The sequence below is a fragment of the Candidatus Planktophila sp. genome (assembly GCF_044348745.1).
Classification (GTDB): domain Bacteria; phylum Actinomycetota; class Actinomycetes; order Nanopelagicales; family Nanopelagicaceae; genus Planktophila.
Window position 1 is genome coordinate 19,350 of the sequence record NZ_JBIKSG010000006.1, and the last position, 24,656, is coordinate 44,005.

Genomic DNA, 24,656 nt, shown 5'->3' on the forward strand with positions numbered 1-24,656 from the left:
GTTATGCCCGAAAATGGACTAAATCTGGGCGGCTATAGCTTCTTAAGCATTCGGGTATTTCCCAGGGTATTGGGCTTCACCGATTCAAGGTCCAGGAACTCAGCCACACCAGCATCATAAGAACGCAGTAGTTCTGCATAGATTTCTGGAGCCACTGGGGTTCCCTCGATTACTTCGAAACCATGTCGTCCAAAGAATTCGGTTTCAAAGGTCAAGCAGAATATTCGCTCTACCCCAATATCTTTTGCCCGATCAATAATTGATTCAAGTATCTGGTGGCCAACGCCTTTACCTCGATATTTGTCTGAAACTGCAACGGTGCGCACTTCTGCAAGGTCTTCCCACAAAATGTGCAGTGCACCGCAACCAACAACTTCATCACCTTCGACGGCAACTGTAAATTCTTGAACGCTCTCATACAAAGTTACGGTTTCTTTTGTAAGTAGGCGACCTTGTGGGGCATATGAGTCAATCAATTGACGGATGCCTTTAATATCACTGGTGCGCGCTAAGCGAATCTGCATTGACTAATCAACTTCAGGCTTAACAAGTGGGAACAAAATAGTTTCGCGAATACCAAGGCCAGTAAGTGCCATGAGTAAACGATCTACACCCATTCCCATTCCACCAGTTGGTGGCATCGCAAATTCCATGGCACGTAAGAAATCTTCATCTACTTGCATCGCTTCAAGGTCGCCTTTTGCGCCAAGAGTTGCTTGTTCGACTAAACGATCGCGCTGAACTACCGGGTCAATTAATTCAGAGTATCCAGTTGCAAGTTCAAAACCATCTACATATAGATCCCACTTCTCGACAACCCCAGGTAATTCGCGATGTGCACGAACAAGTGGTGAAGTATCGACTGGAAATCCCATAACAAATGTTGGTTCAACTAACTCATGTCGTGCAACATGCTCGAAAATTTCTTCAGCCAACTTGCCAGTAATCCACTTTGGGTCAATCTTCATGCCAAGCTTTTCTGCAATTTTCTTCAACTCAGCAAAGGGTGTTAGGGCCGTAACGCTCTCGCCCACCCCTTTAGAAATAGCGTCATATAAGGAGATCTGCTTCCATTGGCCGCCTAAGTCAGCCTGGCGACCATCATGGTGTGTAACAACATGTGAGCCGGAAACTGCCATAGCAGCGTTCTGAACAAGAGTGCGTGTCAGGTCAGCGATTGACATCCAATCGCCGTATGCCATGTAGCTCTCAATCATTGCAAATTCAGGAGAGTGAGACGAGTCAGCACCTTCATTACGGAAGTTGCGATTGATCTCAAACACACGCTCGATACCACCAACAACGCAACGCTTTAAGAAAAGTTCCGGAGCAATGCGAAGATATAGATCCATGTCGTAAGCATTTGAGAAAGATTTGAATGGACGAGCAGCTGCCCCGCCATGCATAACTTGAAGCATTGGAGTTTCAACTTCAACAAAGTTTGCTTTATCAAATGTATCTCGTAATGACTTCATGACTGCTGGCCGCAAACGTGCATTACTGCGCGCTTCAGGGCGAACAATTAAATCCACGTAACGCATCCGAACACGAGTTTCTTCAGACATTGGCTTGTGATCATTTGGTAGTGGACGCAATGACTTGGAAGCAAGTGTCCATGAATTAGCAAGAATAGAAAGCTCACCGCGCTTTGATGTAATGATTTCACCGGTAACAGAAACTATGTCACCTAGATCAATATCAGACTTCCAGGCATCAAGGACTTCTTGACCAACTTTATCCAAAGACAACATTGCTTGAAGTTCTGTTCCATCACCTTCGCGCAGAGTCGCAAAACACAGTTTTCCAGTATCGCGCTTAAAAATAATACGACCAGTTAAAGACTCGATATCTCCTGTGGCGACATCAATTTCAAGACCAACATACTTCTCTCGAATTTCGATGAGAGATTTGGTTCGAGGTACAGAGACTGGATATGGCTCAATATTGCGCTCAAGTAATGAGGCACGCTTTTCGCGTCGAATACGGAGCTGCTCAGGCAGATCCTCTTCAATAGGTTGGTTATCTGTGCTCATAGGCTGGGAAGTCTACCGAGTTAGGCATTTCGCTCGTGAATTAGGCGAAGGCCAATCAGGGTTAAATCAGGCTCATGGTGGTCGATAGTTTCTGAAACCCCAATAATTAATGGGGCTAATCCGCCCGTTGCGATAACTGTTGGCTTTTGAGAATAGGAATCCATTAGCTCTGCTGTAATTCGATCTACTAATCCATCAACTTGGCCAGCAAATCCATAAATAGTTCCTGATTGCAACGCCTCGACGGTGTTCTTCCCAATGACATTTTTTGGTCTGATTAATTCAACTTTGCGAAGTTGGGCAGCGCGAGCAGCTAACGCATCAACTGAGATTTCAATGCCAGGTGCCAATGCTCCCCCTAGAAACTCTCCCTTTGGTGAAACAACATCTAGATTTGTTGAGGTTCCAAAATCCACAACTATTGCTGGACCACCAAAGAGGGTGTGGGCAGCCAAAGTATTCACAATCCGATCTGCGCCAATTTCTTTTGGATTATCAACTAACAGTGGAACGCCTGTTTTTATACCAGGCTCAATAATTGTTACTCGCACATCTGAGAAATAATCGGCAATCATAGTCCGAAGTTCACGCAAGGTAGCGGGCACAGTTGAACAAACAGCTAAACCTGAGACTTTATAATCCTCAATCAAAGCGCGGTATTGCAGCCACAACTCATCAGCAGTACTGCGAGGATCTGTTTTAACTCTCCAGGAATGAACCATTTCCTTGTCATCAAAGATGCCAAGAACAGTATTTGTATTTCCAACATCAACTGCTAATAACATTGTTATCTCCCCACCATTGGCATGTTGTCTATCAATCGAACTCCCTCAACCCATCCAGCAATAATCGCCCGACGGTTTACTGTATTTTCATCTGCTAATGAAAAGTCTTTCTCATCAATGATTGTTGCGTAATCTTTATCAAAGCCAGGTTCGGTAGAAAGGCTTGTATTTAGTATCTCCTGCCCAATTTCTACCGTTGGGGCAAGCTTTGCTGCTGCCAACGCTCGGTGAATAACTAAAGCGATGTTTCGCCCTGATTCACTCAGGCGAGCATTCCGAGAAGACATCGCTAAACCATCAAATTCACGGACTGTTGGTACCCCAATGATCTCAACTTTACTTTTCATCGCCTTAACAATTGCTAACTGCTGAAAATCTTTTTCGCCAAATATCGCTTTGTCAGGCTTTGCAATTGCAAACAAGCGATCTATGACTGTTACAACCCCATCAAAGTGCCCAGGCCGAGATGCTCCTTCGTACAAATTTCCTAATGCACCAGCACTTAACGTTTTGAAGCCTTCCGGAAATAAATCTTCGTACTCAGGAAACCACACTTCATTTGCGCCAGCAATCGTTGCAATTTCGATGTCACGCTCTGGTGATCGTGGATATTTTTCTAAATCTTCTTTGTTCTCAAACTGCAATGGGTTAACAAAAATGCTGACAATTACATCTTTATCTAATGTGCGAGCACGTTTGATCAACGCTTGGTGGCCTTTATGCAAGGCACCCATAGTTGGCACTAATACAGTCATTTCAGTGGCTCCAGTCCTTTCGGGGTACCGGGCGAGATATTGCATAGTTTACCTCTATGCAGGCAATTGCTCCAAAAGTTCTTGTACTGACCCATGAGTGAGCAGGATTGCATCAGGCTCAATTTCAAACCACGGCTGCAAAACAAAGCGTCGCTCGTGTGCACGTGGATGAGGCAACATCAATTCTTCTGCCTTACTCAATAATCCCCCATATTGAATGAGATCTAAATCAATTGTTCTAGGACCCCAATGTTGAACTCTTTCCCGACCAAGGCTTTTTTCGATGCCGTGCAATAAAGACAACAAATCCATTGCGGGTAATTCACTCTCAATTATGCAGACCGCATTTATGTAATCAGGTTGCTCTGGTCCACCTACTGGTGTGGTTGTGTAATAACTAGACACCGCTTGCACATCAGTTGCCTCACGCAAAAGCGCAACTGCTAAGTTAAGGTTTTCGTGTGGGTTGCCGATATTGGCACCTAATGCAATTACAGCTTTCATCTGCTTCTAGTTACTACAACTGCGATATCTTTTAATTGCGCCGCAACTGGTGCCTGCGGCTTATGCACTGTTACCACAATAGAAACTACCTTGATGTGTTGATTAAGAACTCGCTCGGCTATTCGTGCTGCTAATTTCTCAATCAAATTTACAGGGTTACTTGTAATCTCTTCGACTACCAAGTCCGTGATCTCTGCATAATTCACAGTGTCATCGATTGAATCAGAGATTGCAGCGGCCGTTAGATCAACAGTTAAGGTTAAGTCCACATAGAAATCCTGACCATCCGATCTCTCATGTTCAAAGAGTCCGTGATAGCCAAAGCCATGAATTCCAGTCAAAACAATCTGATCTTTCATTTCGACAGCACCTCCTTATGTGGCTTCACGCTGTGAACTCTAACCGCCCACACACCTGTCGATGCAAGTCGCTTCGTTAAATCAATAGTTGCTTGTTCGCGTTGATCAGGAGAATCTCCCCCTAGAAAACGTTTACGGGATGCACCAATTAAAACTGGATATCCCAATGCGACAAAATCATCTACCGCATCAATAATCGCCCAGTTGTGGTCGGCTTCTTTTGCAAAGCCCAGACCTGGATCGATGATTAGATTGTTGGGGTCGATACCGGCATCTAAAGCGGCGGTTATGCGCTCCTGTAGCTCTGAAATCACATCCATTACGACATCTGTATAGATAGCCTTTGAATTCATATCTTTTGACTGTCCACGCCAGTGCATTGCGATGTATGGCACCTGCAAGCGCGCAGCGGTTTGCAACATCAATGGATCAGCTAATCCCCCACTAACATCATTGATAATTGAGGCACCAGCGCTGATTGCAGCTTCTGCTGTGCTCGCACGCATTGTGTCAATACTGATTTTAACTCCATGTTTGGCAAGTTCAGTAATCACTGGAATCGTGCGCGCAATCTCTTCTGCTTCACTTACCCGATCTGCGCCAGGTCTAGTTGATTCACCACCGATATCGATGATATCAACACCCTCTTGAATCATTTCTAGCCCCCGAGCAAGGGCTGCATCAAACTCATTATGTTTTCCACCATCAGCAAAAGAATCAGGGGTTACATTCAAGATGCCCATGATCAACATGAGAGTTACGCCTTAGTGATTAGTGAAATTGCTTCTGCCCGTGTTGCAGGGTTTGTTAATGCACCACGCACAGCTGATGTAGTAGTCCGAGCATGAGATTTCTTTACTCCACGCATCGACATACATAGATGTTCGCAATCAATAATCACGATCACACCAAGTGGATCCAAAATGCTAACCATTGCATCTGCGATCTGAGTTGTTAAACGCTCTTGCACCTGTGGACGCTTTGCATACATATCAACTAAACGAGCAAGCTTTGAAAGCCCAGTGATTTTTCCACGTGGGATATAGCCGATGTGGGCAACCCCATGGAATGGAGTCAAATGATGTTCACAATGTGAAAAGACTTCAATGTCTCGAACAATTACTAATTCTTCATGTCCGATATCAAAGGTTGTTGTTAATACATCTTCCGGTGATTGCCATAGTCCTTCGAAATTTTCCTTCATTGCGCGTGCAACTCGGGCAGGAGTTTCCTTTAGCCCCTCGCGATCTGGATCTTCGCCCAGCGCCAAAAGCAGTTCACGAACAGCCTTTTCAGCACGTTCCTGATCATAAGGACCAGATGCGCGCCCATCGGTAACGGTTACTTTATTGACCGTCACTGGCAGCCTTCTTACGTCGAGTTGGCTTCTTAGTTTCTTTTGGTGTTTCCACAACAATTCGTTCTGGCACATCCACAGGTGGTTGCTCAGAAGGAATGCGAGTTGCAGAACCAGTCCAAGCAGGGCGCTTAGTAACTAACTTAACCTTCTTGAAGATAGCTGCGATTTCATCCTTGTTGAGAGTTTCCTTTTCAAGAAGTTCGATAACCATCTCATCCAGAATCTTTCGGTTGGCAACCAAAATATCAAATGCTTCTTGATGTGCATTCTCAATTAACTGGCGAATTTCGCGATCAACAACACCTGCGATGTTTTCGCTGTAATCACGTTGATGCCCGTAATCACGGCCCATAAATGGTTCGGAACTTCCGCCACCTAGTTTGATCGCACCAATAGCTTCAGTCATGCCGTATTGAGTAACCATTGCGCGCGCAAGCTCTGTCGCTTTTTCAATGTCATTGGATGCACCTGTTGATGGATCATGGAAGATCAACTCTTCGGCCGCGCGCCCACCCAATGAGTAAGCCAACTGATCTAGTAATTGGTTGCGAGTTGTTGAGTACTTATCTTCATCTGGCAAAACCATGGTGTAACCGAGCGCACGACCACGAGGCATGATTGTGACCTTGTGAACAGGATCTGTATGTGGCAATGCATGTGCAACTAATGCATGGCCAGCTTCGTGATAAGCAGTTACTCGTCTTTCATCATCACTCATCAAGCGAGACTTACGTTGCGGTCCTGCCATAACACGATCAATTGCCTCATCGAGCTCCAGATTTCCAATAACCGCTTTATTTTCGCGAGCAGATAAAAGCGCTGCTTCATTCAGAACATTCGAAAGATCGGCACCGGTAAAGCCAGGTGTGCGGCGTGCGTAATCAACTAGTTTAACCTCATCGCTCAGTGGCTTGCCTTTAGCATGTACCTGCAGAATCGCTTCACGACCCTTGAGGTCTGGTCGATCAACCGCGATTTGACGATCAAATCGTCCTGGACGTAGTAACGCAGGATCTAACACATCTGGTCGATTCGTTGCTGCAATCAAAATAACTTTTGAATTTTCTTCAAAGCCATCCATTTCAACAAGCAACTGATTAAGTGTTTGCTCACGTTCGTCGTGGCCACCACCCATTCCCGCTCCACGCTGGCGACCAACGGCATCTATCTCGTCAATGAACACGATTGCTGGAGCATTAGCTTTTGCTTGATTAAACAAATCGCGCACACGCGCCGCACCAACACCAACAAACATTTCCACAAAGTCAGAACCAGAAATTGAATAGAAAGGAACTCCGGCTTCGCCTGCAACTGCGCGTGCCAAAAGCGTCTTACCTGTTCCTGGAGGGCCAAACAACAACACACCCTTAGGAATCTTGGCTCCAAGCGGAGCATATTTTTCTGGCTTTGCAAGGAAATCCTTGATCTCGTCCAATTCGGCAAGTGCCTCATCTGCGCCTGCAACATCTTTAAATGTCGTCTTCGGAACATCGTTGTCCTGCAGTTTTGCGCGAGACTTTCCAAATTGGAACACCTTGTTTCCACCTTGGGCTTGGCTCATAAACCAGAAGAACAAGAGTCCAATTAAAAGAAATGGGACGATCGAAAAGAGAAATGAAACCAACAGCGATTGCGATGGAACCTTTACGTTCCAGCCCTCAGCCGGTGGATTAGCAGTTAATGCATCAATCAAAGTAGGTTCTTGACGCGCAACATAGAAAGACTCCACTTTAGATGAGCCCTTAATTGTGTTGCCAGAAGTAAGTATTAGACGAATCTTCTGGTCTCTATCAACTAATTCTGCAGATAGAACCTTTGACTGAGTAATTGCGTCGATTGCCTGTGAAGTTTCGATTTGTGTGTACTTATTACCTGCGGAAGTAATCTGACCAAAAACTGTGACAGCAAAGATTGCTGCAACAATCCAAAACAAAGGCCCACGAAAGATTCGGCCACTTTTTGTGAGCGGCTTTTTCGGTGGGTTCTTACTAGAAAAACTCTTTTTGGTTTGCTTCTTCGGCTTTTGTACTTGTGACATTTCTGGGGATTCTCGTTTCTAAATCTTATTCGTACATGTGCTTTGCAAGCACAGCAATGAAGGGAAGGTTGCGATATTTCTCATCGAAATCAAGTCCATAGCCGATGACAAAATCTTTTGGAATATCAAAACCTACGTACTTAACATTTACCTCAACTTTTGCAGCTTCTGGCTTACGCAGGATTGAAAGGATTTCTACTGATCCAACTCCGCGTGATTCCAGGTTTGCCTTTAACCAAGAAAGAGTTAGACCTGAGTCAACAATGTCTTCAACAATCAACACGTTGCGACCTGTTATGTCTCGATCTAAATCTTTAAGAATGCGGACAACTCCGCTGGATTTAGTTCCTGAACCGTATGAAGAAACGGCCATCCAGTCCATATCTATATGGCGCTGTAATGCGCGTGAAAGATCTGCAACAGCCATAACTGCGCCCTTAAGAACACCGACAAGTAAAAGGTCCTTACCTTCGTAATCTTTATCAACCTGTGCCGCAAGCTCTTTGATACGTGCTTGCAATTGTTCTTCGGTCACGATTACGCGTTCGATATCGCCCTTGACTGCTTCTAAATCCACGGTTCTCCCTATGGTCGGTGCTGTGAGAGCGAAAGTCTGCCCGAAATTCGCTCAACCTTCACACCACCGGGAAGATTGAGCGCACTTTGGCCATTCCACGCGGAGATTAGGGCCTCAACCGCGCTCACATGGTCAGCCGAAACCGATCCTGAAGGAGCACCGGCGGCATAGATGGCCGTCCGCAGAATTCGAGTGCGAATGGCTCTAGGCAAAGATTCCAAATGGGCGCATTCAAGATTATGAAGCTCTAAATGCGCTTCCTCCCGTTTAGCCCAATCATCAAGTGCATCCGCATCATCTCGCAGTAAGTGGGCACTTCTTGCCAACGCATCTGAGATTCCTGGACCGATAGTTTTTTCTAAAACTGGAAGTGCTTCGTTGCGAACACGCACACGTGCAAATTGTGAATCTTGATTATGTGGGTCTTTCCAATAATCTAATCCAACTTCTTTACAGAAGTCTTCATTTTGAATTCGCGTGATCTCAAGAAGAGGTCGCACATAATTTCCGTTGTGTTGGGCCATTCCAGAAAGTGAACGAGTTCCAGAACCGCGAGCAAGCCCCAATAAAACTGTTTCAGCCTGATCACCTTTGGTGTGGCCCAGAAAAACGGCAACCGCATTTTCTTGCTCTACAACTTCGTTGATTGCTTCGTATCTGACTTTACGTGCCGATGCTTCTAAACCTTCTTTGATGTCAACAGTAACTTTCTTAACGTGGCACTTAACTCCAAATTCCGAAAGTTGCTTAACAACTTTTTGTGCTTGTTCAGAAGATGTGCTTTGCAATTGATGATCTACGGTTACACCAATAACGCGAATAGCAAGTTTTTCAGCCTCAACTGAAAGAGCATATGCGAGTGCTAAAGAATCAGCGCCACCAGAAACAGCAACAAGTACCTTGTCTCCGGCTTCATATTTTTCCAGCCAAACTCGCACCGCATTGCGAATTGCAGGAACCGCTGTTGTCATGAGACAAGAGTAGTGCTGGTTTAGACGCGACCACCAAATGGCATCAAGCCCTTAATGCTGTACATGTTTGAGTAAAGCAATCCACGACCCTTTGAGTTGGCCTCCCACATCATGCCGTTACCAGCGTAAATACTTATGTGGTGAATTGTTGAGATTGTGCCCTTGTATGAGTAGAACAATAGGTCGCCAGGGACAAGCTCTGTGAGTGGAACATGCTGGGTATAACCAGAATACAAAGCAGAGTTAAGGCGATCCCAGTTGGGCCAACCGAGTCCCGCTGATTTATACGCTGCATAAACAAGCCCTGAACAATCAAATGAGTTTGGTCCCTCGGATCCCCAAATGTATGGCTTGCGTGCAAGAACTTGTGTCTTTGCAAAAGCAACAGCCTTATCGCGTTGGGCTTGAGTAGTTCTAGATGTTGAACGCCCCTTGAACCCTAGGTTTGGCCAAACATTTTTCTGTCCGCCTGTTTGCGCAGCTGTGTTTGCTTGGCTTTCTTCAAGTAATGCGAGTTGGCGTTGTTGTTCAAGTGAAACGCGCACTTTACGTGCTTTCAGCAAATCTTTCATGAGCTTGTCTTGAACTGCTTGTAATTTTGCTACTTCTTTAGCTTGAGCAGCTTTTGCATCATCTGCAACTTTCTTTGCCGCTGCTACTTTATCTGTGGCAATTTGTTGAACAGCTTTAGCCGCATCTGCCTCCGCTTTGGCTTTGCGAGCAACCGCTTCGGCTTCCTTAAATCTCGCGAGTGCAACAGAGTTTTGAGCACCTAACGTGCTTAGAGTTGTTAACTGATCAATTAAATCTTGTGGTCCGTTTGCACTCAGTAACGGAGCAATGTCACCCATGTTGCCGCCCAAGATGTAAGCATTTGCTGCTAAGCGACCAATTGTCCTGTGCGCCTCTGAAACTGCAGCCGCTGTTTCCTCTGCATGCTTTGCAGCTGCAATTGCTGCGGAGGTAGCCACTGCTAATTCATCTTGTGCTTTTCGATACAAGGCTGTTGCCGCATTTGCCTTGGCAGTTAATGCTCGAAGACTTTGATTTGCCGCCGCTAACTTTGCCGCTTGCGCATCAGCAATCTTTTTCTTTGCCGCTTCGATTTTCTTTGCCGCTTCGATTTCAGCCACAGTTGGTTTAGGGACTGCAAATGCAGGGACCGACGAAATCGTCAGCGCCAGAATTACTGCAAGCGATATCGCCCTGAACTTTTTCACTTAAAGCCTTTCGAAAGGGAAGGCCTAAAGAATAAATGCCGAACCTTAGAAAAGGGGTGTTTTAGGTGCGAGTGTCCTTAATTGGCTACATCACGGCGAACAAAAAGCACAGAAGCAATTACCGCACCTACAGCTACATACAACCCACCAACGGTAAGCGCATGCCTATAGGTTAATTCCAGCGTTCCGCCCGATGCGATCGTCGAGAGTTGAATCCCGGGCAACCAACTCTGCAAGGAGTTTCTCACGGCAACTAGTAGGACTTCGACGATCAACAGCCAGAGAACGCCTAAAGAGATGGCGCTAATTGGGGAGCGCAATAGAAGCCCCAAAATCATTCCAACAATTCCAAATGCAATAACCGAAATCGCTACATTCACATAAGTTGTAAGAATCGAATCCAAACCTTCGGATGTAAACCAGAGATCTGTATTGACTTTAGCGCCGGGTGCAAGGATGTAAGAAATGGCAATACTCACCACGGCAGCAATCGTGATCATAACTAGTGCAAATAGCGCCATTGAAACGAATTTGCCTGCAAGTATTTTCATGCGGCTCGGTTGGCGCACTAGCAAGTTACGCAGAGTGCCATATGTGTATTCCTGAGCTGTCTGTGCTGCAAACACGCACAATGCAATGATTCCCAGGAATCCACCGACAGATGCGAAGCCATTAACCGAGCCACTTGCTAACTCAAGAACATCTCTGCCAATAGAACGACCTCGGTCACCATTTCCTTGAGGGGAATCAATCATCAAGTAAATAAAGGAGGTGATTAATCCTGTGAAGAAAAGCGCGGCTCCTATTGTGCCAAAAAACAAAGTTGGACGACGTAACTTACGCATTTCTGCTTTTACAACATTAAACATTACTTGTCCCCCGTCATTTCAAAGAAGGTCTCTTCTAGGTTTGGTAACTGAGGGGCAAGTTGCGCCAGAGTTATTCCTGCATCAAAGGCTGCTTTATTTAGTTTCGGTGCCCAATCCATTTCTGCTAACACATGAACTGAATCATCTCTAATAACAGCGTGGTGTCCTGCTGCCTGTGCGATTTTCACAATCCGCACTAGATCAGATTTCTTCAGTGATTTTGCAATGATTGTTGGTTGCTGCTGTGCCATTAAGTCACCTATTGGGCCAGCAAAAACAATTTCACCTTTTCGTAACATCACAATGTAATCGCTGATAATTTCTAGTTCGGAGAGCAAGTGGGAAGAGACAAAAACCGTTGTGCCTTCATTTGCTAAATCCCGCAAAAGTGCTCGAACTTCTTGAATGCCTTCAGGGTCTAATCCATTTGTTGGTTCATCGAGCATTAACAATTTAGGATCAGGTAGCAGGGCAGCAGCAATTCCTAACCGCTGCTTCATTCCAAGTGAATATGTCTTAAATTTTGATTTGCCACGATCTCCAAGCCCCACTTTGTCCAATAACTGTTGTACTCGCTCGATTGGAAATCCGCCAAGCTTTGCCAGAACCATTAAATTCTCATAACCCGATAGCGCTGGGTAAAAAGCTGGTCCTTCGATCATTGCGCCAACTCGACTTAAATATTTTTCTGGGTGCTCAATTGGCTCACCAAGGATGTGGCCCTGCCCAGTTGTTGGAGTAATCAGACCCAGCAACATGCGCATTGTTGTTGTTTTGCCCGATCCATTAGGGCCAACAAAGCCACACACAGTTCCTAAGGGGACTTCGAAGTTGATATGTGAGACCGCTAAGCGATCATCGTATTTTTTTGAAAGATCTGAGACTGAAATTGCAGTATTGGGCATACCCCTTACTCTGCCACAATTAGGTCATGAGCAAACGACCTTGGGGCTATCAACCTCGTAAGAATTCGCTGGGACCTGACTGGGAATTACACCCACAGACACATTCAGTGCGCACCGGTTTAGCTCGTTCTGGTTTTGGTGAAACTTCTGAGGCTCTATATCTCAATAGCGGTTTCACATACTCATCTGCTGAAGAAGCTTTTGATTCCTTTGCCGAAGAAACTGATCACTACTTATATAGTCGTTTCCATAACCCAACAATTGCAATGTTTGAAAAGCGTTTAGCTGCAATTGAGGGTGCTGAGATGTGTGTTGCCACGGGCTCAGGAATGTCTGCGATGTTTGCCTCTCTTGCGTGTTTAGTAGAGCAAGGCGACCACGTCGTTGCATCTGCTGCCATGTTTTCTTCCTGTCATGTTGTGATTACAGAATTCTTACCAAAGTGGGGCGTTACTTTCGAATTAGTTAAAGGAAATGATCCAGCAGATTGGGCAAAAGCATTAAGTAAGCCAACAAAGGCTGTTTTTATTGAAACGCCAAGTAATCCACTTTTGGAAATAGTAGATATCAAAATGGTAAGCGACCTTGCACACAAAGTTGGGGCCACTGTAATTGTTGATAACGTCATGGCATCACCTGTTCTGCAAAAACCATTACAGCTCGGCGCAGATGTGGTTATGTATTCAGCAACTAAACACATTGATGGTCAGGGTCGAGTTTTAGCTGGCGCTCTACTAGGTTCTGCCGATTACATAGTCGAAAAGCTATTGCCATTTGTGCGTCACACGGGTCCAGCACTTAGTGCTTTCAACGCCTGGGTGCTTGTGAAATCTCTCGAAACGATGCATATGCGTGTTGAGAGCATGGTCTCTAATGCTAAAGCTGTTGCGGAATTTTTAGAAAAGCAACCAGCTATTAAGTCAGTTCGTTACCCTGGTTTAAAATCCCACCCTGGTCACGAATTAGCGATGAAACAGATGAGTAATAGTGGTGGAAGCACGATTGGTATTGAATTCAAAGGTTCGCAGGAAGAAGTATTTGCCTTTATGAACAAGCTTTGTGTAATCGATATTTCTAACAATTTAGGTGACAGCAAGTCACTTATTACCCATCCTGCATCCACAACCCACAGACGACTAGCCCCAGAAGTTCAAGCAGAGATGGGAATAACCCCCTCTGTGCTGCGTCTTTCTATTGGCTTAGAGCATTCCTCAGATTTGATTAAAGATCTGGAACAAGCTTTAGCTAAGTAGTTGAGCAATAACAAGCACAACCGAGAGCAAGCTTAAGTAAGTTATTGACCACTGAAAAATCTTTCCAGCAACTTTCCCATAATCAGGTGATCCCTCTTTAAGTGCAATCAATTGTTGCGCAAAAACTAAACCAAGTGCCACTGTCACAACCAATGACCATGTTGGCAGATTTGCAGAAACAATCAACCAGATTGATGATGCAATCATCAAGGTTGTGTGTAACCACATTTCACCGAGCACGCGAGATTTAGTTGCAACAACTGGAAGCATTGGAGTTCCAGCTGCTGCGTAGTCATCCTTATATTTAATTGCCAGTGCCCAGAAATGTGGTGGTGTCCAAAAGAAAATCACAAAGAAAAATGCCCATGGTGTCATTGAGAGTGAATTCTCAACTGCAGCCCAACCAATAAGTACTGGCATGCAACCTGCGGCCCCACCCCACACAATATTTTGTGAGGTGCGCTGCTTGAGCGCCATTGTGTAAACAACAACATAAAAGACAATTGCAATTAGTGTTAATAGGGTCGCAAGTGGAGTTGTGAAAGCCCAGAACAAAATAAGTGAGAGCGCTCCAATTAAGGTTGCAAAAATCGTTGCATTTGTTTTCGAGATTAAACCGGTGACAATTGGGCGCTTAGAAGTGCGCGCCATCAATTTATCTAGATCACTCTCAATAACCATGTTAAAGGCGTTTGCACTACCGGCAGCTAGGGTTCCAGCAAAAATTGTTGCTGCAACGAGTCCGAAATCTGGCAAACCTTTTGCGGCCAAAACCATCGCGGGAAGAGTAGAAACAAGTAAGAGTTCAACGACCCTTAACTTCATCAAATCTAGGTATCCCCGCATGGCATTTCTCACTTGCCAAGATTACTCAGCGATTTAATTTGCGCAGCACAGCCTCCTCACAGGGATAATAGTTACCTTGCTCTCAGCGAAGGGATTTACCATGACTGAGAACAACAAACCCGAATGGTTTGAGATCGCAGAGAATGATGGGCCAGCGGCACCGCCAAAGGCATCTAAAGCTTTGCCGATGCTTGCTGTCTTTGGTGCTGCACTAATAATTGGGGTTGGCGCTGTTGTCGCACAGGTTCAAGAAAAGTCCCCTGTCGATCCAGTTGCATCCAACCCGGTGCAAACAGCATCTGCGAGCAACTCATCGTCCCCTGAATCCGGTACGCCAAATGCGATGGCCACATCTGGTGCAATTGCTTCTGCTGCCTCTGGTCTCAAAAATCCTTCTATCGCACAGTTGCCAACAAAAGGTGATGACGATGATTATGAAGACGATGAAGATGACGATGATTATGAAGACGATGAAGATGAGGACGACGACTAACTAGTACAGTTAGAGTATGCGTAATCGCTTTCTCTCAATAACTCTCGTAGTTTCTCTTTGCGTACTTGCAATTCCTGCTCAAGCGGAAATTGTTGTTCCTGAATCTAAAATGAAGTTGATCAAAACTATTAATGGATCAATTTCTCCGAAATCAGTGAGATCTTCTGGAGATGGCGTCGTAAGCGCTCACAACATGATGTATCGGCATTCGGTTACTGTTTATGATGCTAAGACTTTCGAATTAATAAAAACGATTCCCGACTCTGTTTCTTTACAAAAGTTTGGATTTTCAAAAAGCACATCAACGTTTAAGGGCTCACCTGTAGAGGGAACATTTTCTCCAGATGGTAAATACCTCTATGTGAGTAACTATGCGATGTACGGACCTGGATACAACAAAGAGGGGCATGACACTTGTTCGCCTGCATCTGGGTATGACAACAGCTTTGTTTATCGAATCAATCGAAGTAATTACGAAATTGACGCTATCTATCCAGTCGGTTCTGTTCCTAAAGTTGTAGAGGCAACTCCTGATAACAAGTATGTGCTCGCAGCTAACTGGTGTTCGTACACCGTATCTGTGATCTCTGTTGCTTCTCAAAAAGTAGTTAAAACAATCAAAATTGGACGATATCCTCGAGGAATTGCAATCTCTAATGATTCAAAACGTGCCTATGTCGCTGAAATGGGTGGCAGTAGAATTCACGTCATTAACTTGGAAGATTTCACAGTTACCTATATACCTATAGGTAGCAATCCTCGCGCCATTGTTTTATCTCCAGATAACACAATGATGTATGTAACTATGAATCTTTCAGGCAAGGTTGCATCTTGGGATTTAGTTGCAAACAAGGCTGGTAAATCTGTGAAAACTGGTCAGGCTGCCCGCAGCTTGGCTATCTCTTCGGATGGATCAACTATGTTTGTTGTTAACTTTAAGAGCAACACAATGTCCAAGGTCCGAACAAGAGATATGAAAGTCTTAGAAACAATTAAAGCTTGCACTGAACCCATTGGAGTTACATTTGATGGACCTACCGGAAATACGTGGGTCGCTTGCTACAAGGGACAGATCAAGGTTTATTCAAACAGTTAAGGCGCTGGGGAGATTTCAGCTGGAATATTAGGGGCTGCAATTCTTCCCAGTACCCGATCTATCGCGGCTCGTGCTTTATCGAGTGCGGAATTTCCTAATGGAATCTCATCGGCTAGGGCAACAAATACATACTCGCGATCAGTTGATTCGACATAACCAGCAAGTGTTGCAGTTCCGTTAAGGGTCCCTGTTTTTGCGCGCACTAATCCAACAGCACTCGGCGCAGTCTTTATAAATCTATTCTGTAATGTTCCTGATACACCGCTTATGGGTAAAGAGTCATACAGAAGTGCGTACTTTTCATCTTTATGAATTTTGTACAAAAATTCACCCATCAATTTTGCAGTGATTTTGTTTTTCTTAGATAGCCCGCTTGCATCTACAACTACTAGTTTGCTGTGATCAATTTCGAAGCGAGTTAAAAGCTCCCGAAAGACTGTGTCAACGCCTTTGAAATCAAAGGAATATCCAGCAGCTCGGGCAGATAAGCGGGCCAAACGATCCGCCAATGCGTTATCGCTCCACAACATCATCCAATCAAGGATAACTGCCACTGTAGGTGAGTTTTCGGAGGCGATTAATTCGCCCTGACTCAAGAGAGTCACTTCATCGGAAACTGATTTAAAGTTTGGTTTAAACCCACGTTTAGCCCAAAATGCTTTGAGATTTGCTACATCCTGAGAATATAGATTGCTATAAACAACCTTGTAATTCTTTAAGGATCCACCGTTAGCTTTTTTTATGGCAGACAAAGTATTAAAACCGATGTAAGGCAAAGAGGCTCTATTCATTTTTCGAGCAACGTCATGATCAGAACTAATCCATGGATCGAGTGAGCCGCGAATGTATATCGTCTTACTTTCTGGCGCGATACTCACTGTAGTGTTAAAAACTGATTGTGGATCTAAATAATCTAAAGTTACAGCTCCTGCCAAAATTTTCATTACAGATGCTGGCTTACGTTGTGAATGAATATTCTTTTCGTAAATTATCTGACCCGTCGTTCCATCGATAATTATCATCGCAGGATTAGACAGTGCTGGAACTTTAAGCAGCTCATCAAACACTGCGGGAATTGATTCGGGAGCTAAAACCGCTCTTGCTGGGGCAATTGAGAGAATTAGTGCAAGACAAACTACAACTATCCTTTTGAACAAAAGCATGGGTAAGTTGATTACCTAGCAGAAGCAATGACTATGTTGAAAACTGTTAATCCGATCATCGTTAACCAAACATTCTTGGAAAGTTCTGGTTTCTTAACATTCTTATACCCAAGAGCCAAAATAACAATTAAAACTAATAGTTTTATGCCGACCTTTGTATGGTTAAGGGTTTCATCCGGTTTAACTGAATCGTGAAGTCCAACCAGCACGATTCCTGCAAGTAGTGCAGTAAGCCCGGCATGTAAAACGCCTGGATTCAGAGTGCGCGGGTTCTTGTTCCATTGAAGCAATAGGAGGACGAGAATTCCAATTACAGAGAGAATATGGATTAGGTACACAACCGTGTTGATAGCTGACATGTGTTCAGTTTAGAGTGCCTACATGTCTTCTCCTACCACCCCCGCCACCATTGGCCCAGGTGAATTTTTCCCTGTTGTAGGAGTTGGGCCCCATGAAAAACCATGGCCAGAGGGTGATCAATACGATCCTGAATTATTGCTGAACGGTGATCGTCGCAACGTCTTAGATCAATATCGCTATTGGACTGTTGAAGCGATTGTCGCTGATTTAAATACTAAGCGCCATAAACTCCAGATTGCGATTGAGAATTGGCAACATGATTTAAATATTGGATCCATTGTTCGCACAGCTAACGCCTTTAATGTCTCTTGTGTTCATATAGTTGGAAAGCGCGACTGGAATAAGCGCGGTGCAATGGTCACTGACAGATACTTAACAGTGATGCATCATCCAACAATCCAGGACTTTGCTCAGTACTGCAAAGAGCAGAACTTACCGATTATTGGAATTGATAATGTTCCAGGATCAAAGCAGTTAGAGCCAGCCGTATTGCCAGAAAGTTGTGTGCTTTTGTTTGGCCAAGAAGGTGCAGGTATGTCAGATGAAGGTATTGCAGTCTGCGAAGTTTTGTATGAGATCAATCAATATGGATCTACTCGTTCTATGAATGCATCTGCTGCAGGCGCGATCGCGATGTATCACTGGGCTTTGCAGCATCTACCTAGATAATTGAAGAAGTAGTCCGTCCACAGCACGTTCAACCATAGATAACGTTGCTTCATATGCTTCATCGCTTTGGTTATAGGGATCTGGAACTTCTAGTTTAAAGAAATCTGCAGAACTTGGATCAATATCTATCAGCAATGGGTCAAAGTTACGTAGGTAAAAAACCTTACTTCGGTGTTCTTCATTCTCCGCTAGCGATACAACGTTGTGATAATTACTAGAGTCCATCACCAAAATCAGATCATGGATAAAGAAATCATTGGCTGTGAACTGCTGAGCGATGTGTGAGTGCTTATAGCCCGCAGCTTCCCAAATTTTTTTAGACGATGGATGTGGTCCTTGCCCGATGTGCCAAGAGCCAGTGCCTGAACTATGAACTTTGATGCTTGGTGCTTTCCAATCAGCGGTTTTGCCTGCTAAAACCGCTGCAGCCATAGGTGAGCGACATATATTGCCCAGGCACACCATTGTGATGCTGAGTTGGTCCCTACTCTTAATTGAGGAGATCAAGCTCAGGTTCATCTTCAAGTGCTTCCTGAACCGACTTTAGTCGACGCTCAATTTCATCTGCTTCTTCACCACGACCTTGCATACGTAAGATCTTGGCGATACGGGATTCAATATCAACTATAAATTCGAAATCTTTTGGTTCATCTTCACTAACAATTGCCAAGACGCTTTCAAGGGTGCCTAAACCTTCGTCATATTTTTCCAGCAAAATTTGTGCTTTACCGAATTCAAATGATGCAAATGTTTCACGGCGATGATCGTGACCGGTTTCGAAAACATCAACTGCTTTGCGAGCGGTCTCAAGTGCTAGTTCGCCTTCACCTAACTCAATTAAGCAGGATGCCATTTTTTGATCACAGCGGGCGACATGAATAACTTCTTTGTTGCGCTTGAAAAGAGATCTAGCTTCCTTGAAAGCGTCGATTGCTTTTTGATAATTTTTCAATTCACGCTCAGCACAACCGATTAAGTGCAGATCATTTGCGGCGCCAATTTCATTTCCGTCAACTAAATGTTCTTGGGCGCACTCATTCATTGTTTCAACAACTTTGTCGTATTGCTTTGATGAATACCACCACTCGCCAAGGGTGCAGGCAAGTTCTAGAGCAATAGGAGATTTGTTCTCGCGCAATAATTCAACTGCCTTGCTCATGGCAGTTGCAGCTTCATCCATGCGTTTCAACTGATTTAAGTTGTATCCGATTGCTGAATAAGCCTGTGCCAAACCTTCAGATGGTGCGGCATCACCTAACTGGGAATAAATATCACGCGCGGTTTCAGCTAATGCAAGAGCTTCGTCATATTGACCACGTGCATATATGCGAGCGCTTAGCTCGTAATAGGTACTGGCGCGCTCTTCGCCTTCGACCTCAGGGATGCGATCCCACAACATTTCTTCGGTGATGAGTTCTTCCATGCCATCGTCTTCACTCATGCCAGAAACTTATACGCCTTGGCCTAAAAACGAGCGGGGAATTCAGCCTGCGCCACAGGCTATTTGGACATTATGAGCGTGTGTTGCCTAGAAGATGCAGATGCGAATGGTTTGCATTAACCTTTTCCCATGCATATTCCAGATGGGTTTATAGATCCTCAAACATCAGCAATCTTTGCCGGCATTTCAGCGGTAGGCGTAGCAGCTGCCCTGAAAGGCGCACGCTCGCAACTTGATGAGAAGACTGCGCCTCTTGCAGGCCTAACAGCTGTTTTTATCTTCGCCGTGCAGATGCTCAACTTTCCTGTCGCTGCCGGAACAAGTGGCCACTTACTTGGCGCAGTCCTAGCCGCGGTTTTGGTTGGCCCCTGGGCCGCCACTTTGGCTCTAACGGTCGTTTTACTGATGCAAGCTTTCTTGTTTGCAGATGGCGGATTAACCGCTCTGGGGCTCAGTGTCTTTAACATGTCAATTCTGGCAGTGTGGGCTGGATACGCAATCTTTCTTCTTGTACGAAAGATTTTGCCAAAGAATAAAGCTTCGGTCTCTGCGGCTGCATTTGTAGGTGCTCTACTTTCGGTTCCGATTGCCGCAGCTGGCTTTACTCTCCAATATGCAATGGGGGCAACAGCAACATTTTCAACTTCGACTGTTTTGAGTGCAATGGTCGGCACACACGTGTTGATCGGAATCGGTGAAGCAATTATTACTGGCTTAACCGTTAGTGCAGTTTTAGCAAGTCGAAGCGATTTAGTTTATGGCTGGAAAAACAATAAGCAGAAGTTGGAGATTCGAAATGCTTAATAATCGTAAATTTTACATTGCGGGTTTTGTAATCTCCTTGTTTCTTGCAGGCGTTGTTTCCTTCTACGCATCTTCTTCTCCTGATGGACTAGAAAAAGTTGCGGAAGACATTGGCTTTATTGAAACAGCAAAAGACCACTCAAATGCAGATGGAGCTTTGGCTGATTACGGTGTTAAGGGAATTGAGAATGAACGTGCATCTGTTGGCGTGGCAGGAATAATTGGTGTCATTGGTACGGCGGTGGTTGCAGGAGTTGGATTCAAACTCATTGCACGTAAACCAAGGAAGGACAGCAATTAAGGTCGAGCAAGAGAACCATCACCACGGACATGATGTAGGTGAAAGACTCTATCTACATCAACATTCTCTGGTGCACTCCTTACCTTCGCACCTAAAAATAATTGCAGCGATCGCGTTTATCTTGGTCGTAGTTTCAACACCAGTTACCCAGTGGGGCGCATTTGTTGCATATTTTATTTGGCTGCTAGCTGTAGTTTTAATTGCAAAGATTCCCTTTTCTCTACTCTTTAAGCGCTCACTCATCGAAATTCCTTTCGTATTTTTTGCAATTCTGATGCCTTTTTTTGGCTCAGGCGAGATGATCCAAGTTGGACCTTTTAATCTCTACCGCGAAGGCCTGATCGCCGGAGCTGGCATTGTCGTCAAGGGAACTCTCGGCGTGATGACCGCAATTATTTTGTCGACCTCTACAACTGCTCGTGAAATCTTGCGCGGACTTGAACGCTTAAAACTTCCGATGTTGATGGTGCAGATTGCTTCATTTATGTTGCGTTATGTCAATGTTGTTAATGATGAAATGGAACGCATGAAAGTTGCACGTGAGTCACGTGGTTTTGAAGCAACTGGAATTAAACACTGGAAAGTTTTAGCAACAGCAGCTGGCGCACTCTTTATTCGCTCTTACGAAAGAGGGGAACGTGTTCACCTATCCATGCTTTCTCGTGGATATGTTGGTGTGCTACCTCATGAAGAACAACCACATTTGCAATCTTCAGTATGGGTCAAAGCGATGATGTATCCGTTGGTAGCGGCCATAATCTTTGTGATACAACTAGCGATTGGAAAAATGTAATGAATACGCCAAGTCTAGAAATCAAAGAGCTGGCATTTGCCTACCCCGATGGCAATCAAGCTTTGTATGGCGTGAATCTTTCAGTTCAAAAAGGCGAACGTGTTGCACTCCTGGGGCCCAATGGTGCTGGTAAAACAACACTTGTCATGCATATGAATGGAATTCACCCAACATCACATGGTTCGATTCATGTCGCTGGACAATTAGTTGATTCGAAAAATAAGGAGTCGATTAAAGAGATCCGTGCAAAGGTAGGAATTGTTTTTCAAGATCCAGATGATCAGTTGTTTATGCCAACCGTTGGCGAGGATGTTGCATTTGGCCCCTACAACATGGGAAAACGAGGTCCAGAACTTGATGCAATTGTTGAAGAGGCGCTGAATTTAGTAGGAATGCTGGAGTTCAAAGATCGTCCGCCGCACCACCTTTCATTTGGGCAGCGCCGCCGTGTTGCGGTAGCAACTGTCCTTGCAATGAAACCTGAAATTCTTGTTCTAGATGAACCATCTTCAAACCTTGATCCTGCTAGCCGCCGCGAATTAGCTGACATTTTGCGCTCACTAGACATAACAATGGTGATGGTTACGCATGATCTTCCATACGCCTATGAACTATGTGCCCGATCAGTAATTTTGAAGGGTGGAGTCATCGTTGCTGATGGTTCTACGCATGAAATCTTGACGGATTCTGCGCTATTGGCTGCTAATCGACTAGAACTTCCTGTTGGTTTTTCAATCCAATAATTCAGGATAGAATTAACCCGTTGGTGCGACCGCACCAAAGCACTTCCCCCAAGTGCTGACTTAGTTCAGCACTACATGCGAGTCTTATTTTCGCCCTAGCCGCCAAAAGTGCGAGCTATACCCGAGACGCGCTTGTCGTCTCGATTGGTATGCATTTCTATGTCTCTACAACCACGTATTAGCGCGCCCGGAAAAGCTCGTCGCGCAGCATCAGCAGGAAAGCCTAAGCGCACGAAGAAGGCTGCTGAATTTAAAGAATCAGCTCCTAAAGCGCGTCACACAACTGCGCAAAAAGCAGCACGTAAAGGCGCGGCTGCAAAGCCAACCGCTGGCAAGCCTGCTTCAACTCGTCGCTATTCAGATGTTGATACAACTGCAACATCAAAGAAAGAAACTCGTTTAGTAGAGCGTTCAAAGTTGCGCGCAAAGCGTTACCAAGAACAAACAGCGTCAAAGCCACGTCCAACTGAAGAACCAGCAGAGCGTTCGGCACGTATTGAACGATCACAGCGTCCAGATTCACGTGCAAAGAAGTTTGTGAAGGAGCGCGAAGTTCGCGAATCAGCACCACGTGCAGCTCGTCCGGAACGTACTGAGCGAACAGAGCGTCCAACATCTCGTCCAGAGTTTAAGAAGACTTATAAAAAAGCAGAACGTCCAGAGCGTCCAGCATTTAAGCGCGAAGATTCACGACCTGCATTTAAGAAGGATTCAGATACGCGTCCAACAAATCGTCGTGACGCGGTAAAGGCAAAGATTGCTCGGACAGATGATGGTCGTCCAAACTTTGAACCACGTAAGCGCGAAAAGTTTGATCCTACTCGTCCAAAGAAGAGCAGCGTTGCACCAGATACACGCGCTGCTAACTTCCGCGCAGAGCGTCCAGTACGCGATCGCCGCAATGACTCACCAGCTTATGCTCGTGATGACTTTAAGAAGCATGCAAAGTCTCACTCAAATGCTGCGGTCGATTTCGGTGCAGATGACAATTACATTTCAGCAAATCTTGCAGATGCAAACCTTGTTGATGCAACTCCCCTGACTGAGATCACAACAACATTTGCAGATCTTGGTATTGCAGCTCCACTTGTTAACGCACTGAGCAAGCAAGGAATTCTGCATCCATTCCCAATTCAGATTGCAACACTTCCAGATGCTCTTGCAGGACATGACATCTTGGGTCGCGGGCAAACTGGTTCAGGAAAGACACTTGCATTTGGTTTAGCACTCCTTAACAACTTAAATGGCAAGGTTGCAAAGCCTCACAAGCCATTGGCACTCGTTTTAACTCCAACCCGTGAACTTGCACAACAGATTGATGAAGTTCTGATGCCTCTTGCTCGTTCAATTGGTCACGAATCAGTAGTTGTTGCTGGTGGAATGTCATACTCAAAGCAGATCACTGCAATGCGTCGTGGCACAGCTATCTTGGTTGCAACGCCTGGCCGCTTAATTGATCTTCTTAACAAGGGTGAAGTTCAACTAGATCAACTTCAGATTACAGTTCTTGATGAAGCAGATCAGATGGCAGACATGGGATTCTTGCCTGTTGTTAAGGAAATTCTTGATCAGGCAAAACTTGATGGTCAGCGTCTTCTATTCTCTGCAACTCTTGACCGTGGTGTTGACTCATTGGTTCGTCAGTACTTGAAGAACCCAAAGACTCACTCACTACAAAACGATCGTGCCTCTGTTTCAACAATGGAGCACTACGTGTTGGTTATGAACCCAACTGATAAAGATGACATCACAAATCAGGTTGCAGCTCGTAATGGAAAGACTATTTTGTTCGTTAAGACTCAACGTGGTGCAGATCGTTTGGCTGACAAACTTGCTCACGCAGGTGTTCCAGTTGGTGCATTGCACGGCGGAAAGTCACAAGCAGTTCGCACGCGCACTTTGGCTCTCTTCAAGGAGACTCCAAATGCTGCGCTAGTTGCAACAGATGTTGCAGCACGCGGTATCCACGTAGATGGAATTTCTCTTGTTGTGCATGTTGATGCACCAACAGATCACAAGGATTACTTACACCGTGCTGGTCGTACAGCACGTGCAGGTGAGGCCGGAACTGTTGTAACTCTTGCGACAACGCGTCAGCAGAAATCAATCGGCGGACTTACACAACGTGCCGGCGTAACCCCTAAGTTTGTTGGAGTTACACCACTTAGCACTGAATTAATGAAGATTACGGGTGCTCAGGAGCCGTCAGGTATTCCTTACATTGTGCCAATCGTTGAAAAGTCTGTACGAAGTGGTGGAAAGCGCCCTCGTCCAAACTCAAGCCAACGACGTCGTCGTCCTCACTAATTCACTCTTTC

The 24,656-nt window shown here is 45.1% G+C and carries 28 protein-coding genes; 9 read left to right on the forward strand and 19 right to left on the reverse strand.

Annotated features, from left to right (window positions below; all coding sequences use genetic code 11):
* Positions 1–32 precede the first annotated feature (32 nt).
* From AC9UH7_RS02110 to AC9UH7_RS02175, 14 genes are all read right to left on the reverse strand, one after another.
* Complete coding sequence (locus AC9UH7_RS02110) at positions 33–524, reverse strand: amino-acid N-acetyltransferase (RefSeq protein ID WP_509594424.1); 492 nt, start codon at positions 522–524, stop codon at positions 33–35.
* 3 nt (positions 525–527) lie between these two features.
* On the reverse strand, positions 528–2,033 hold the full coding sequence (gene lysS, locus AC9UH7_RS02115; RefSeq protein ID WP_509594426.1) for a lysine--tRNA ligase: 1,506 nt from the start codon (positions 2,031–2,033) through the stop codon (positions 528–530).
* A 20-nt stretch (positions 2,034–2,053) separates the two neighbouring features.
* Positions 2,054–2,818, reverse strand: coding sequence for a type III pantothenate kinase (locus AC9UH7_RS02120; RefSeq protein ID WP_509594429.1), 765 nt, complete (start codon positions 2,816–2,818; stop codon positions 2,054–2,056).
* A 2-nt stretch (positions 2,819–2,820) separates the two neighbouring features.
* On the reverse strand, positions 2,821–3,618 hold the full coding sequence (panC, locus tag AC9UH7_RS02125; RefSeq protein WP_509594431.1) for a pantoate--beta-alanine ligase: 798 nt from the start codon (positions 3,616–3,618) through the stop codon (positions 2,821–2,823).
* Between the two features lie 9 nt (positions 3,619–3,627).
* Entirely contained in the window at positions 3,628–4,077 is a 450-nt protein-coding gene (folK, locus tag AC9UH7_RS02130) for a 2-amino-4-hydroxy-6-hydroxymethyldihydropteridine diphosphokinase (RefSeq protein ID WP_509594433.1), read from the reverse strand.
* Positions 4,074–4,436 carry a dihydroneopterin aldolase gene (folB, locus tag AC9UH7_RS02135; protein ID WP_509594436.1) on the reverse strand — a complete coding sequence of 121 codons (363 nt, stop codon included), beginning with the start codon at positions 4,434–4,436 and terminating at the stop codon, positions 4,074–4,076. Before folB ends, folK begins: the two co-directional genes overlap by 4 nt.
* A complete protein-coding gene (folP, locus tag AC9UH7_RS02140) occupies positions 4,433–5,188 on the reverse strand; it encodes a dihydropteroate synthase (RefSeq protein ID WP_509594439.1) in 756 nt (251 codons plus the stop codon). Before folP ends, folB begins: the two co-directional genes overlap by 4 nt.
* Positions 5,189–5,193: 5 nt before the next feature.
* Positions 5,194–5,796, reverse strand: a complete 603-nt coding sequence (folE, locus tag AC9UH7_RS02145; RefSeq protein ID WP_509594442.1) for a GTP cyclohydrolase I FolE — start codon at positions 5,794–5,796, stop codon at positions 5,194–5,196.
* Positions 5,783–7,834: an ATP-dependent zinc metalloprotease FtsH gene (ftsH, locus tag AC9UH7_RS02150; RefSeq protein WP_509594444.1), complete on the reverse strand. Its 2,052-nt coding sequence runs from the start codon at positions 7,832–7,834 to the stop codon at positions 5,783–5,785. The genes folE and ftsH overlap by 14 nt, the downstream gene beginning before the upstream one ends.
* A gap of 25 nt (positions 7,835–7,859) precedes the next feature.
* Entirely contained in the window at positions 7,860–8,411 is a 552-nt protein-coding gene (hpt, locus tag AC9UH7_RS02155) for a hypoxanthine phosphoribosyltransferase (RefSeq protein WP_509594447.1), read from the reverse strand.
* A gap of 8 nt (positions 8,412–8,419) precedes the next feature.
* A complete protein-coding gene (gene tilS / locus AC9UH7_RS02160; protein WP_509594450.1) occupies positions 8,420–9,382 on the reverse strand; it encodes a tRNA lysidine(34) synthetase TilS in 963 nt (320 codons plus the stop codon).
* Between the two features lie 20 nt (positions 9,383–9,402).
* Positions 9,403–10,602 (reverse strand): C40 family peptidase, encoded by a 1,200-nt coding sequence (locus AC9UH7_RS02165; protein ID WP_509594452.1) that lies wholly within the window; start codon positions 10,600–10,602, stop codon positions 9,403–9,405.
* Between the two features lie 77 nt (positions 10,603–10,679).
* A complete protein-coding gene (locus tag AC9UH7_RS02170) occupies positions 10,680–11,471 on the reverse strand; it encodes a DUF2705 family protein (protein WP_509594455.1) in 792 nt (263 codons plus the stop codon).
* The gene (locus AC9UH7_RS02175) at positions 11,471–12,376 is read right to left on the reverse strand and encodes an ABC transporter ATP-binding protein (protein ID WP_509594458.1); all 906 of its coding nucleotides are present in this window, start codon (positions 12,374–12,376) and stop codon (positions 11,471–11,473) included. The genes AC9UH7_RS02170 and AC9UH7_RS02175 overlap by 1 nt, the downstream gene beginning before the upstream one ends.
* Before the next feature lie 26 nt (positions 12,377–12,402).
* On the opposite strand from AC9UH7_RS02175, the gene metZ reads away from it, so the two are divergent.
* Positions 12,403–13,629, forward strand: a complete 1,227-nt coding sequence (gene metZ / locus AC9UH7_RS02180) for an O-succinylhomoserine sulfhydrylase (protein WP_509594460.1) — start codon at positions 12,403–12,405, stop codon at positions 13,627–13,629.
* On the opposite strand, the gene AC9UH7_RS02185 is transcribed toward metZ, so the two are convergent.
* Positions 13,618–14,454, reverse strand: coding sequence for a heme o synthase (locus AC9UH7_RS02185; protein WP_509594534.1), 837 nt, complete (start codon positions 14,452–14,454; stop codon positions 13,618–13,620). The two genes, metZ and AC9UH7_RS02185, sit on opposite strands and share 12 nt — an antisense overlap.
* Before the next feature lie 121 nt (positions 14,455–14,575).
* On the opposite strand from AC9UH7_RS02185, the gene AC9UH7_RS02190 reads away from it, so the two are divergent.
* Positions 14,576–14,968: a hypothetical protein gene (locus tag AC9UH7_RS02190; protein WP_509594462.1), complete on the forward strand. Its 393-nt coding sequence runs from the start codon at positions 14,576–14,578 to the stop codon at positions 14,966–14,968.
* A gap of 16 nt (positions 14,969–14,984) precedes the next feature.
* Positions 14,985–16,064: a YncE family protein gene (locus AC9UH7_RS02195; RefSeq protein WP_509594464.1), complete on the forward strand. Its 1,080-nt coding sequence runs from the start codon at positions 14,985–14,987 to the stop codon at positions 16,062–16,064.
* On the opposite strand, the gene AC9UH7_RS02200 is transcribed toward AC9UH7_RS02195, so the two are convergent.
* Both AC9UH7_RS02200 and AC9UH7_RS02205 read right to left on the reverse strand, forming a co-directional pair.
* The gene (locus tag AC9UH7_RS02200) at positions 16,061–17,227 is read right to left on the reverse strand and encodes a D-alanyl-D-alanine carboxypeptidase/D-alanyl-D-alanine-endopeptidase (protein ID WP_509594467.1); all 1,167 of its coding nucleotides are present in this window, start codon (positions 17,225–17,227) and stop codon (positions 16,061–16,063) included. The genes AC9UH7_RS02195 and AC9UH7_RS02200 overlap by 4 nt on opposite strands.
* Positions 17,228–17,238: 11 nt before the next feature.
* On the reverse strand, positions 17,239–17,586 hold the full coding sequence (locus AC9UH7_RS02205; RefSeq protein ID WP_509594469.1) for a hypothetical protein: 348 nt from the start codon (positions 17,584–17,586) through the stop codon (positions 17,239–17,241).
* Positions 17,587–17,608: 22 nt separating this feature from the next.
* On the opposite strand from AC9UH7_RS02205, the gene AC9UH7_RS02210 reads away from it, so the two are divergent.
* Positions 17,609–18,256 carry a TrmH family RNA methyltransferase gene (locus AC9UH7_RS02210; RefSeq protein WP_509594472.1) on the forward strand — a complete coding sequence of 216 codons (648 nt, stop codon included), beginning with the start codon at positions 17,609–17,611 and terminating at the stop codon, positions 18,254–18,256.
* Here the strand turns inward: AC9UH7_RS02210 and AC9UH7_RS02215 are convergent.
* Complete coding sequence (locus tag AC9UH7_RS02215) at positions 18,245–18,688, reverse strand: low molecular weight protein-tyrosine-phosphatase (protein ID WP_509594475.1); 444 nt, start codon at positions 18,686–18,688, stop codon at positions 18,245–18,247. The genes AC9UH7_RS02210 and AC9UH7_RS02215 overlap by 12 nt on opposite strands.
* Positions 18,689–18,746: 58 nt before the next feature.
* A complete protein-coding gene (locus AC9UH7_RS02220) occupies positions 18,747–19,697 on the reverse strand; it encodes a tetratricopeptide repeat protein (RefSeq protein ID WP_509594478.1) in 951 nt (316 codons plus the stop codon).
* 129 nt (positions 19,698–19,826) lie between these two features.
* On the opposite strand from AC9UH7_RS02220, the gene AC9UH7_RS02225 reads away from it, so the two are divergent.
* The 5 genes from AC9UH7_RS02225 (at position 19,827) to AC9UH7_RS02245 (ending at position 24,645) form a co-directional block, all read left to right on the forward strand.
* Positions 19,827–20,501, forward strand: a complete 675-nt coding sequence (locus AC9UH7_RS02225; RefSeq protein ID WP_509594481.1) for an energy-coupling factor ABC transporter permease — start codon at positions 19,827–19,829, stop codon at positions 20,499–20,501.
* Complete coding sequence (locus AC9UH7_RS02230; RefSeq protein ID WP_509594484.1) at positions 20,494–20,802, forward strand: PDGLE domain-containing protein; 309 nt, start codon at positions 20,494–20,496, stop codon at positions 20,800–20,802. The genes AC9UH7_RS02225 and AC9UH7_RS02230 overlap by 8 nt, the downstream gene beginning before the upstream one ends.
* Positions 20,803–20,872: 70 nt before the next feature.
* Positions 20,873–21,595 (forward strand): cobalt ECF transporter T component CbiQ, encoded by a 723-nt coding sequence (gene cbiQ, locus AC9UH7_RS02235; protein ID WP_509594487.1) that lies wholly within the window; start codon positions 20,873–20,875, stop codon positions 21,593–21,595.
* Positions 21,595–22,338: an energy-coupling factor ABC transporter ATP-binding protein gene (locus AC9UH7_RS02240; RefSeq protein WP_509594490.1), complete on the forward strand. Its 744-nt coding sequence runs from the start codon at positions 21,595–21,597 to the stop codon at positions 22,336–22,338. Before cbiQ ends, AC9UH7_RS02240 begins: the two co-directional genes overlap by 1 nt.
* Before the next feature lie 159 nt (positions 22,339–22,497).
* Positions 22,498–24,645: a DEAD/DEAH box helicase gene (locus AC9UH7_RS02245; RefSeq protein ID WP_509594493.1), complete on the forward strand. Its 2,148-nt coding sequence runs from the start codon at positions 22,498–22,500 to the stop codon at positions 24,643–24,645.
* Positions 24,646–24,656: the final 11 nt, after the last annotated feature.